The organism is Corallococcus sp. CA041A (assembly GCF_003612075.1).
GTDB lineage: Bacteria > Myxococcota > Myxococcia > Myxococcales > Myxococcaceae > Corallococcus > Corallococcus exiguus.
In genome coordinates this window covers 1-11,683 of sequence record NZ_RAWF01000303.1, presented here as the reverse complement: position 1 = coordinate 11,683, position 11,683 = coordinate 1, and the positions used below count along the sequence as shown (strand labels likewise).

At 72.1% G+C, this 11,683-nt stretch carries 6 protein-coding genes; 4 read left to right on the top strand and 2 right to left on the bottom strand.

What is annotated here, in order from left to right; translation table 11 throughout:
- The first annotated feature begins 350 nt into the window (after window positions 1-350).
- The 4 genes from D7V77_RS35940 to D7V77_RS35925 all read left to right on the top strand — a co-directional run bounded on the left by D7V77_RS35940 (window position 351) and on the right by D7V77_RS35925 (window position 8,156).
- Complete coding sequence (locus D7V77_RS35940) at window positions 351-3,479, top strand: tetratricopeptide repeat protein (protein WP_120580777.1); 3,129 nt, start codon at window positions 351-353, stop codon at window positions 3,477-3,479.
- 66 nt (window positions 3,480-3,545) lie between these two features.
- Window positions 3,546-4,412: an NAD-dependent protein deacetylase gene (locus D7V77_RS35935; protein ID WP_120580776.1), complete on the top strand. Its 867-nt coding sequence runs from the start codon at window positions 3,546-3,548 to the stop codon at window positions 4,410-4,412.
- Window positions 4,413-4,565: 153 nt separating this feature from the next.
- Window positions 4,566-6,584: a protein kinase gene (locus D7V77_RS35930; RefSeq protein ID WP_120580775.1), complete on the top strand. Its 2,019-nt coding sequence runs from the start codon at window positions 4,566-4,568 to the stop codon at window positions 6,582-6,584.
- A gap of 30 nt (window positions 6,585-6,614) precedes the next feature.
- Window positions 6,615-8,156, top strand: a complete 1,542-nt coding sequence (locus tag D7V77_RS35925; protein WP_120580774.1) for an adenylate/guanylate cyclase domain-containing protein — start codon at window positions 6,615-6,617, stop codon at window positions 8,154-8,156.
- A 3-nt stretch (window positions 8,157-8,159) separates the two neighbouring features.
- On the opposite strand, the gene D7V77_RS35920 is transcribed toward D7V77_RS35925, so the two are convergent.
- On the bottom strand, window positions 8,160-8,840 hold the full coding sequence (locus D7V77_RS35920; protein ID WP_120580773.1) for a Crp/Fnr family transcriptional regulator: 681 nt from the start codon (window positions 8,838-8,840) through the stop codon (window positions 8,160-8,162).
- Window positions 8,841-9,258: 418 nt separating this feature from the next.
- Window positions 9,259-11,683: penicillin acylase family protein (locus D7V77_RS35915; RefSeq protein ID WP_147452269.1), on the bottom strand; the 2,425-nt coding region annotated here is incomplete at its 5' end.

The window sequence follows — 11,683 nt, the reverse complement described above, 5'->3', positions numbered from 1 at the left end:
GTCACCGGGGGGACGGAAGGGGAGGTGATGATCTCCACCTCGACCGCCTTCTCGCGCAGCCGGGCGGTGCGTCCGGCGGACGACAGCGCGGGGTCCACTGCCCACAACAGCCCGAAGATGAGGGCGTGCAGCGCCAGGGATATCAGTCCGGCCCATCCGAGACGTCGCAACACCCGCATGCTTGGACACTTCCCAGAAAGCGCGCCCTGTCTCAACACATAGGGGCGGGGGCGTTCGCGAACCGACGTCCCACCCGCCGAGCAGGCAACCCTTCAACGCATGAAACGTCCCGGGGGTGACTCGACGCCCGCCGTGAGTCCTGCTGTGCTGCCGCCTTCCTCGTGCCTCCCATGCCCCTCGCCTGTCTGGACGAACCCACGTTCATGGACCTCCTGCTCGGGACGCTGCCCTCCGACAGGGCGGCGCTCGTCGACGAGCACCTGGACACGTGCCCCTCCTGCCGGCGCATGGTGTCCGAGGCGCTGAAGGTGCAACCGCCCACGGACTCCGGGCCGGCGGTTCCGGAGGAGGAGGTCCTCGACAGCCAGCTGGCGACGCTGGCCGTGGACCCGTGGCGCGGAAAGAAGCCGCGCCTGAGGCTGCCCACGCCGCCGCTCGCGCGCGGCACGGCGGTGGGGCGCTACCTCATCCTGGAGATGCTGGGCGTGGGTGGGATGAGCGTCGTGTACGCCGCCTATGACCCGGAGCTGGACCGCCGCGTCGCGCTCAAGCTCCTCCAGGTGGAGGCGCTGGGGCTGGGTGCGGAGGCCGGACGCACGCAGGTGCTGCGCGAGGCGCAGGCCATGGCCCGCGTCTCCCACCCGCACGTCGTCTCCGTCTTCGACGTGGGCACCTTCGGCCGGCAGGTCTTCCTGGCCATGGAGCTGGTGGACGCGCACACGCTGCGCAAGTGGGAGCACGACGGCCCGCACCCGTGGCGCCAGGTGGTGGAGGTCTTCCTCGCCGTGGCCCGGGGGCTCGCCGCCGCGCACGCGGTGGGTGTCGTGCACGGCGACGTGAAGCCGGAGAACATCCTCGTGGCCCAGGATGGCCGCGTGCGCGTCACCGACTTCGGCCTGTCGCGCATCATGTTCGGCGCCGTGGTCCCGCCGGTGCTGCCGGGAAGCCCCGCGCATCCGCGCGCCATGGAGGGCGGCACGCCCGCGTACATGGCCCCGGAGCAGTTCCCTCCGGAGGAGCGCACCGACGCGCGCAGCGACCAGTTCGGCTTCTGCGCCGCGCTCTACGAAGGCCTCTACGGCGAGCGCCCCTTCGCGGGCGCCACGGTGGAGGAGCTGTCCCAGGCGGTGCACGCGGGGCGCGTGAAGAGCGTGCCCCGGCACTCCGGCGTGCCGCAGTGGCTGCGCAAGGTGGTGGTGAAGGGCCTGTCGGTGAAGCCCGAGGACCGCCACGCGTCCATGGAGGCGCTCATCGCCGCGCTGGATGCGGACCCCGCGGCGCGCCGGACGCGGCGGCTGCGCGTGGCGGGCGCGTCGCTGCTGCTCCTGTCCGCGGTGGGCCTCACGCACGTCCTCAACCGCCGCGACGTCACGGGCTGCGAGGGTGCCGCCCGCGCCATGGACGGCGTGTGGGACGCGTCCCGGCAGCAGGCGGTGGAGGCGGCCTTCGTCGGCACCGAGCGCCGCTTCGCGCACGACGCCTTCCGGCACGTGCGCAGGGGACTGGACTCGTACACCGCCGCGTGGGTGACGACGCGCACGGCGGCCTGCGAGGCCACCCGCGTACGCCACGAGCAGAGCGAAGCGGTGATGGCGCTGCGCATGCGCTGCCTGGACGCGCGGCTCGCCGACGTGGCCGCGCTCACGCAGTTGTTCACGCAGGCGGACCCGGACCTGGTGGAGCGGGCGCCCCGCGCGGTGGAGGGGCTGACGCCGCTGGCGGGCTGCTCGGACGTGGAGGCGCTGACGTCGCGCGGCCACTCCTCATCCGATGATCCCGCTGCAAGGGACCGCACGGTGGCGCTGCTCCAGGCGCTCGTGGACGCAAGGGCGCTGCGCGCCGCCGGCCGCTATTCGCAGGGAGTGGCGCGCGTGGAGCCGGTGGCCCAGTCGGCGCGCGCCGCGGGGGACTGGTCCGGCGCCGCGGACGCGCTGCTGCTGCTCGCGGAGCTGAAGGACGGGGCCGGAGACTACCGGGGCGCGGAGGCCACGGTGCTCCAGGCCGCGTGGACCGCGGAGGCCGGCCGCAACGACGACGCCGCCGCCCGGGCGTGGACGTTGGCGGTGCGCGTGACGGGCGAGCGGTTGGACCACTACGTCCAGGGACAGCAGGCCGCGGAGCGCGCCAGCGCCGCGGTGGAGCGGCTGGGCGCCAGCAGGGAACTGGCCGGCGCGCTCGCCATGAACCTGGGCCGGCTGTTGTCGCGCCAGGGCCGCTACCCGGAGGCCCACGAACAGCTCACCCGCGCGCTGTCCTTCCTGGAGAAGCGCTTCGGCCCGGAGGCCCTGGAGGTCGCGGACGTGCGCGTGGAGTTGGGCACCGTGCGCCGCTCACAGGGGCGCGCGGAGGAGGCCCTGGGCCTGTACGAGCGCGCATTGGGCACCGTGCGAGGAGCGCTGGGGCCAGAGCACCCGGACGTGGCGCGCATCCGCCTGGAGCAGGCCAGCGTGCGTTGGCAGCAGGGCGACTTCGTGCAGTCGGAGCGGCTGGCCCGGGGCGCGCTGGCGCTGCTGGAGCGCTCGCTGGGCCAGGACCACCCGCAGGTTGCGGACGCGCTCAACAGCCTGGCGCTGGCGCTCCAGTACCAGGGCAAGCGCGAGGAGGCGCTGCCCCTCTACGAACGCGCGCTGAGCATCGCGGAGAAGACGGAGGGGCGCGACAGCTCCACGGTGGCCATCATCGTCAACAACATCGGCACGCTGCTGGTGCACATGGGCCGCCTGGAGGAGGCCACCCAGCGCTTCGCCACGGCGCTCGAGCAGGTGGAGAAGAGCCTGGGCCCGGACCACCCCACGCTGGCGCTGGTGCTCCGGGGCATGGGGCAGACGCTCAGCTACCGCAACCAGCCGGACCAGGCCCTGCCGTACTTCCAGCGCGCCGCCGCGCTCCAGACGTCCCTGCCAGACGACGTGAACGGCGGCTGGACGGGGGCGCTGGTGGACCTGGGGCGCACGTACATGGTGCTCGGCCGTCCGCGCGAGGCGCTGGCCCCGCTGGAGCAGGCCGTCGCCGGTTGGGAGCGCGCCCGGCCCCGACCCGCGGAGCGCCCCGCCGCGCGCTACATGCTGGCCCGCGCGCTGTGGGACGCGAAGCAGGACCCGGCCCGCGCCGTCCGGCTCGCCGCCGAGGCCCGCCAGGAGGCCGCATCGCTCCCCGACGAGGAGTCCTCCGTGCCGGAGCTGCGCCAGGCGATGGACCGCTGGATCGCCAAGCTGCCCCCCGCCGCGCGCAGGGACATCAAGGCCGCCATGGCCACGCCGAAGCCCGCGGACCCCGCCAGGGACGCGCTCGTCCGGTAAGCGCCTCGTCAGAAGCGCCAAGGCCCTGGAGCGAGCACGAACGGGCCACGTTATACGGAGGGTGGAATGACGCTCCTCACGGACTCCCCTGTCGCCGCCCTCCCGCCGGAAGCGGGCGTGGACGCCCTGGCCAAGCTGCTGCGCGGACGCCGCGTCGTGGTGCTCACCGGAGCCGGAATCAGCACCGAGTCCGGCATCCCCGACTATCGCGGCCCGGAGACGCGCCACAAGGTGCGCAACCCCATCCAGCACCGCGAGTTCCTGCACCAGCCAGAGGTGCGTCAGCGCTACTGGGCGCGCAGCCTGCTGGGCTGGCCTCGCTTCACCACCGCCCGGCCCAACGACGCGCACTTCGCGCTCACCGCGCTGGAGAAGGCGGACGTGGTGCCCGGGCTCATCACCCAGAACGTGGACGGCCTGCACCACGCGGCGGGCAGTGAGCGCGTGCTGGAGCTGCACGGCGCGCTGTCGCGGGTGCGCTGCCTGGCGTGTGGCGCGCAGGAGCCTCGCGCGTCGCTCCAGGCGCGGATGCTGGGCCTCAACCCGGACTTCGCGCACACCGTCGTGGAGCTGCGTCCGGACGGCGACGCGGAGTTGTCGCAGGAGGCCGTGGAGGGCTTCCGCGTCCCCGCGTGCACGCGCTGTGGCGGGACGCTGAAGCCGGACGTGGTGTTCTTCGGGGACAACGTCGCGGCGCCGCTGGTGCAGGACGCGTTCGCGCTCGTGGAGGAGGGGGACGCGCTGCTGGTGGTGGGCTCGTCGCTGACGGTCTACTCCGGCTACCGCTTCGTCACGCGCGCGGCGGAGCGGCACATGCCCATTGGCATCCTCAACATCGGGGAGAGCCGGGGCGACGGCCTCGCGGATGTGCGCGTGGAGGCGCGAGCGGGGGAGGTCCTGCCCCGGCTCGCCCAGGCGCTGACCCGTACCTGACGTTCCTCCTCCCACACCGGGCGTGCAGCCGGGCCCGGGGGCTTCGGGCTCGGCCCCGAATGGGCACGCCAGGGGAGGGGTCAAGTGTGCCATCATTCCCGGCTTCGCGAGGCACGCGCGCCAGGCCGTGCCCGGGACGGAGACACAGGGCCGATGGACACCGGGCGCCCGCTGGGCGGCAGGTACGCGCTGGAGCGCAGGATTGGCGGCGGTGGCATGGGTGCCATCTGGCGCGCGGTCGACCTGCAACTCCAGCGGCACGTGGCCCTCAAGCTCATCGCCTCCGACGTCGTGGCGCGCACGCCGGAGGCCCACCGCCACTTCGAACAGGAAGCCCAGGCCGTGGCCCGGCTGCGCCACCCGCACGTGGTGCAGGTGCACGACTCCGGCGTGGACGGCGGCGTGCCGTACATCGTCATGGAGCTGCTGGAGGGCGAGGACCTGGAGACGCGCCTCACCCAGCAGGGGCGCCTGTCCCCGGCCCGCGTGGCCGCGCTCGTCACGCCGGTGTCCCGGGCGCTGGCGGCGGCGCACGCGGCGGGGCTCGTCCACCGCGACCTGAAGCCCGCCAACCTCTTCCTCGCCCACGTGGATGGGGAGGAGGTGGTGAAGGTGCTCGACTTCGGGCTCGCGCGCTCGCTCATCCCCACCAGCACGCCCGCGCAGGCGGAGGGCCTCACCGGCACGCTGCGCTACATGAGCCCGGAGCAGCTGCGCGCCGACCCGGACCTGGACGCGAGAGCGGACCTCTGGTCGCTCGCGGTGGTGCTCTACCGCGCCCTCACCGGCCAGTTCCCCTACGGGCCTGAGTCCGTGGGCGCGCTCCTGCGAGGCGCCTTCCACCCTCCCGCGGTGCCCGTCTCGCAGCTGGTGCCGGAGCTGGGCGCTGGCGGTGACGCCTTCTTCCAGCGCGCCCTGCACCCGACGCTCGCGCAGCGCTTCACCTCCGCGCGCGAGCTGGCCTCGGCCTTCGTCGCGCTGGTGGAGGCGGGCCGCGCCGGGCAGGCCGCCACGGTGCTGGTGGTGGACGACGAGCCGGACGTGGAGCTGCTCATGCGCCAGCGCTTCCGCCGGCACGTGCGCGACGGCGTCTACCGCTTCGTCTTCGCGCGCGACGGTGAGGAGGCGCTGGAGGCCCTGCGCCAGCACCCGGACACGCACGCGGTGCTGTGCGACCTGAACATGCCGCGCATGGACGGGCTCACCTTCCTGTCGCGCGTGGGCGAGGTGGATCCGCTGGTGAAGGTGGTCATGGTCTCCGCGTACGGCGACCTGCCCAACCTGCGCACGGCGATGAACCGGGGCGCGTTCGACTTCCTGGTGAAGCCGGTGGACCTGGACGACCTGGAGTCCACGCTGGCCAAGACGGTGCGCCACGTGGCGGAGCTGCGCCGCGCGGTGCGCTCCACGGAGGAGAACGCGCTGCTGCGCATGTTCGTGCACGGCGGCATCGTGGACCGGGTGCTACCGCTGGTGCGTGGCCCCGGCGCGCTCGCGGGCGAGCAGGTGGACGCCACGGTGGCCTTCCTGGACGTCGCGGACTTCACCGCCGTCACCCGCGAGCACCCGCCGGAGTCCGCGCTGCGCCGGCTCAACGCCAACTTCGAGGTCATCCTCCCGGAGCTGGAGTCGCGCGGCGGCGTGGTGGACAAGTTCCTGGGCGACGCCGTGATGGCCGTCTTCCAGGGCGAAGGCCACGTGTCGCGCGCGCTGGACGCCTGCCTCGCGGTGAAGCAGCGGCTGCAGGGCCTGGCGTGGAGCGGCGGTGACGCGTCTCCGTATGCCCACGGCGTCTGCATGGGCGTGGACACCGGGCCGGTGCTGTCCGGCAACGTGGGCGCGGCCGGGCGCGGGCGCCTGGACCACACGGTGCTGGGCGACGTGGTGAACACCGCGGCCCGGCTCGCCACCGTCGCCGCGCGCGACCAGGTGCTGGTGAGCGAGACGCTGGCCGCACGGCTCCAGGACGCCTTTGACTGCCGCCTCGCCGGAGACCGCCACCTGCCAGGGCCCAGAGGCCCGTCGCTCGCGGTGCGCGAGGTGGTGGCCCGCCACGGCAGCCAGTCCGAGTCCTCCGCGGACCGCACCTCCGAACAGGTGGCCCCCGCTGTCCTGGAAGCGCCCGCATCCCCGCCCCGGCCCGGTGCCTTCACGGCCAAGGGGCCCACCTGAAGCCTGTCCCCTCCACGCGGTCTTGAGCCCATGCGCGTCATCCTCAATCCAGGCCAGGTGGATGAACGGGTGGTGATGCTGCCGGAGGGCACCACCACCATCGGCCGCACCGAGGAGAACGGCATCCGCGTGCCGCACCCCAGCCTGTCGCGGCGCCACGCTCGGCTGGAGCGCACGGGCGGGCGCGTGGTGCTGGTGGACCTGGACAGCAAGAACGGCAGCTTCGTGGGGCCGCACCGCGTGTCGCGCCAGGAGCTGGGCCACGGCCAGTCCTTCCGCTGCGGCGAGGTGTTCTTCCGGCTGGTGTCCCTGGACACGCCGCTGCCGGACGGCTGGGGCCCGCTGCGCACGCAGCCGTTGGAGACGCGCTTCTCCGGTGGGTCCACCATGGAGGCGCTGCTCGACACGCGCTCGCCGGACCGCACCCGCGACAAGCTCCAGGTGCTGCTCAAGGTGGGGCAGATCCTCTCGTCCCCGGGCCCGGTGGACGGGCTGCTGGAGCGCGTGCTCCAGCTCGTCTTTCAAATCTGGGCGGTGGACCGGGCGGCGGTGCTGTTGGTGGACCGCGACACGGGGACGCTGGAGCCGCGTGTGTCCCGTGGCGCGCGGGGTGGGGCGCTGCCGGAGCACTTCTACAGCCAGCACATCGTGGACTACGTGCACTCGCGCGGCGTGGCGGCCCTCTTCACCGACGCGCAGGACGACGCGCGGCTCGTGGGCGCGGACTCCGTCTTCCGCCAATCCATCCGCGCCTCGCTGTGCGTGCCCCTGCGCACGCGGGACGCGGTGCTGGGCGTGCTGTACCTGGACAGCCTCACGCAGGGAGGCCTCTTCACCGACGAGGACCTGGAGTTCCTCACCGCCTTCGCCAACCAGGCCGCCATCTCGCTGGACCACGCGCACCTGGCGCGACGCCTGGAGGAGGAAGCGGTGCTGCGAAACGCCTACCAGCGCTTCTTCCCGCCGGACGTCGTGCGTCAGCTGAAGGCGCTGAGAGGCGTGCCGCTGGAGGTGCGCGAGGCGAACGTCACCATCCTCTTCTCCGACATCACCGGCTTCACCGCCATGTCCTCGCGCCTCAAGCCCCGGCAGGTGGTGGACATGCTCAACGCGTACTTCCCGGTGATGGCGGACGTCGTCTTCCGCCACGAGGGCACGCTGGAGAAGTACATCGGCGACGCGCTGATGGCCGTGTGGGGCGCCCCCTTCGCCCGGCCGGACGACGCGGACCGGGCCGTGCGCGCGGCCGTGGAGATGCAGCAGGCCCTGGCGGACCTCAACGCCCGTTGGCGGGCGGAGGGCGTGCCAGAGATTCAGGTCCACATCGGGCTCAACTCCGGCCCGGTGGCCGCGGGCAACATCGGCTCGGAGCGCTACCTCCAGTACGCCACCGTGGGAGACGCCACCAACGTCGCGGCCCGCGTGTGCGGCGTCGCGCGGCCGGGCGAGGTGCTGATTACAGACGCCACGCGAGCGCTCCTGGACGCGGACGGCTTCGCGCTGGAGCCCCTGGCCCCGGTGCTGGTGAAGGGCCGTGACGAGCCCCTGTCCCTCTTCCGCGTGCGCGGCTGACGGCTACTCGGCGTCCTGGCCCAGCCGCTCCGGCTGGAGGAGGACGATCTGCCCGCCCTCGAAGCTGAGCATCCCCTCGCGCACGTAGTAGCGCAGCCACTTGTTGACGCTCTCGCGGGTGACGCCGCACAGGTTGGCCAGCTCCGACTGCGTGAGCTTGGGGGTGATGACCAGCCCGTCGGGGGCCTGCTTCCCCTGCGTCTTCGCCAGCTCCAGCAGCACCCGCACCAGCCGGCTGCGCGCATCCAGGAACGCCGAGTCGTACACGAGCTGCGTCGTGCGCCGCACCAGCCGGCTCATGTTCGCCAGCAGCGCCAGGCTCACCTGCGGACGCGTCTCCAGGTAGCGCCGGAAGTCATCGCGCTGGAGCGTCAGGAGGTGGGCCTCCTCGCGCGCCATCGCGTCCGTGGAGCGCATCTCGCCGTCCAGCAGTGACAGCTCGCCGAAGGCATCCCCCCGGTCCAGCAGCGCCAGGGTGATTTCGCGCCCCTCGCTGGAGGAGAGCCGGATGGCCACCTGGCCGCGCCGGATGATGAACAGCGCGGTGCCCACGTCCCCCCGGTGGAAGATGACCTCCCCCCTCGCGAAGCGCCGGGGCTGGAGGAGCGACGACATGTTCTCCAGGTCCTCCCGGCCGAGGCTCTCGAACATGGGGATTTCGGCCAGCAGCTGCGCGTAGGACATGGGGGGAGGTCCATTCTGCCCGGAATCCCTGGATGCAGGTAGGGAAGCCTCCCATCCAGGCCCGGTGGACAAGTCCGGCGGGTGTGAACGCCTTCACACCGGGCTTGTGGGCCGCTTCACAGATCGAAACAGGGGGTCCCGGTACTGTTCCTTCATCGCAGCACGGGAAGCAGGGGGGCCCGCGCAGCAGCAACACGGTGAGTCACGGAGTCGGGGGACTTCTTAGCTCACCGCGGCATGCGCGGGAAATGAGGGGGACCGCAGGGGCTGGCACATAGAAGGGGGAAGCGTCGAGTTTCTGAGGGGGAATTCGACGCGAATACGAGTGCCGGCTCCCGCTGGAGCCTGAAAGCAATGGAACCCGGGCCTGAAGGCCTGTCGCTCCGGGGGGAGTGACGGCCTTCAAGTCCGGGTTGTTTTATTTGGCCAGGGCCACCGCGGGCGTGAGCGTCAGCGTGGCCTCGCGGTGCTGCTCCACGGCCTGGCGCGTGTGGAGCATGGGGTGGAACTCCACCTTGCGGTTGAGCTCCATCAAGTCGTCGCGGTGCTTGTGGAACAGGTGTTCCGACTGCCCCGGCGAGTGGATGGACACGGAGCGGGACAGGTCCGCCAGGTCCACGATCATCCGCAGCGCGGTGCCGTGGACCACCTTGAAGGGGTTGCTCCAGACGAACGACGCGCCGTCCACGGAGTAGTTGTCGCCCCGGGCCGGCACCGGGCGGCTGTTGAAGACGCGCCGGATGGGGCCGGGGATGGCGGGCCCGCCCAGCATCTGGTGCGCGTAGGTCAGCTGGTGCACCTGGCCCCAGGCCCACGCCTCGGGCTTCGGGCCGTACGTCTTCGTAAGCCATGCGATGGCCACGCCCAGGGCCGAGCGGAGGATGTCGTCGCGCGTCTCCTTCTCCGGCGTCTTCGGGTCATCCCACCAGGCGCTGTCCGGCTGGGACATCAGGCCGATGACGAAGGGCATGTGCAGGCTGCCGTGCCGTTCGTACTGGCCCATCAGGTATTCCTTCACCAGCGACGGCTCCAGCTTGTGCTGGAGCAGCTTGCGCAGCACTTCGATGTACCAGGCCTGGAACACCGTGGCGCCCACGGCCTCCGGCTCGAAGCGCAGGTCCCACGCCTTCAGCGCGTCCACCGCCTGGCGCTGGAGGTCGTCCGCCGGCAGCGCCGCCGCCAGGAAGTAGGGGCGCAGCGTCTCCGCGGGCAGCGAGTACGTCTGCGCCTGGATGTCCCGCATGGACTCCACGGTGTGCTGCGTGCCCGCCTCCAGCAGGTCGGTGATGCGCTTCGCGCGGTAGCCGGGGAACCAGTTGTGCGCGATGAGGTGCGGGTAGTCGTCGGACGTAATCTTGTTGTTCGCCGTGGCCGCGTAGCCCGCGGGCGGGTTGAAGGACGCGGGCAGATCCTCGAAGGGGATGAAGCCCGTCCACTCGGATTCGCCCGTCCAGCCCGGCATGGGGATGAGGCCCTGGTGTCCCTGGCGGATGGGAATCTTCCCCGTGGCCTGGTAGCCGACGTTGCCGGCCGTGTCCGCGTAGACGAAGTTCTGGCCCGGCCCCTCCCAGCACTTCATGGCGGCGCGGAAGGACTCCCAGTCCGTCGCCAGGTTGAGCTTGAGCACGGCGTTGATGAGCGGCTGGCATTCCCGGTGCGCCCACCTGAGCGACAGGGGCTCGCTGTCCTTCAGGTCCTCCGCCATGACGACATTCATCAGCGGGCCGTGGCGGGTGCTCTGCACCTCCAGCACCACGGGCGTGCCGCCCTTGATGGGGATCTCCTCGCGGCGCACCTCCAGGTCGTGCCAGACGTCCTGGTAGAGGTACTTCTTGGGCGCCTTCGGGTCGTCCAGCTTCTCGATGTAGAAGTCCTGGGTGTCCGGCCCCAGGTTGGACATGCCCCAGGCCACCTTCCCGTTGTGGCCGACAATCAGCATGGGCACGCCGGGCAGGGAGAAGCCCACGTGCTGGAAGCGGCCGCCGTGCAGGCCGTTCTCGTACCAGGTGGACGGCATGCTCAGCGGGATGTGCACGTCGTTGGCGAGCAGCGGCTGGCCGCTCTTCGTGCGCTGGCCGTGCACCACCCAGTTGTTGCTGCCGGAGACGATGTTGGGGTCGCCCAACACATCGTCCACGCTGTCCAGGCCGGACATCGCCTTCACATTCTTCAGGCCCGGCAGGCGCGCCTCCTTCGGAACGATGAGGGGCGTCTCCGGCGCGTTCTGCGGCAGCAGCGCGTTGGCCACCTCTTCGCCCACCGCCGCCACCAGCCGCGCGCGGAAGAGCTCGATGCGGTGATTGCCGCCCAGCATCAGCGCCAGCATGTTGCCGCGCGCGAGCGAGTCCACGGGCGTCCAGGGCGCGGGCGCCGTGGCCATCACGGTGAACTCGTAGGGCAGCGGCTCCGCGGCGATGCGCGCGTTCATGCCCGCGCTGTAGGCCTCCAGGATGGCGCGCGCCTCCGGGTCCACCTGCGCCCAGGCCTTTTCGGCCATGTCGCGCAGGCCCATGGTGAGCAGGAACTTGTCCGCGCCCACGCCCATGGGGCCCAGCAGGGTCCCGAGCCGTCCGTCCACCAGCCGGCGGCCCATCTCCAGCTGCCACAGCCGGTCCTGCCCGTGCACGTAGCCCTGGGCGAAGAACAGGTCGTGCTCGTCACTGGCGAAGATGTGAGGCACGCCCCACGTGTCGCGCAGCACCTCCACCTTGCCGTGCAGGCCGGGCAGGGTGAGCGTGCCTTCCTCGCGCGTCCAGCGGCGGCGGGCGAGCCAGGGGCCCACGCCCGGGGTGGCCACGGCCATGGCGGACGGCAGCATGCGCAGCATGCGCAGGACCTGGGTG

Excerpts from the sequence above, each read along its gene's own strand:
- D7V77_RS35940 (WP_120580777.1), top strand. The coding sequence starts at position 351 with ATGCCCCTCGCCTGTCTGGACGAACCCACGTTCATGGACCTCCTGCTC.
- D7V77_RS35935 (WP_120580776.1), top strand. The coding sequence starts at position 3,546 with ATGACGCTCCTCACGGACTCCCCTGTCGCCGCCCTCCCGCCGGAAGCG.
- D7V77_RS35930 (WP_120580775.1), top strand. The coding sequence starts at position 4,566 with ATGGACACCGGGCGCCCGCTGGGCGGCAGGTACGCGCTGGAGCGCAGG.
- D7V77_RS35925 (WP_120580774.1), top strand. The coding sequence starts at position 6,615 with ATGCGCGTCATCCTCAATCCAGGCCAGGTGGATGAACGGGTGGTGATG.
- D7V77_RS35920 (WP_120580773.1), bottom strand. The coding sequence starts at position 8,840 with ATGTCCTACGCGCAGCTGCTGGCCGAAATCCCCATGTTCGAGAGCCTC.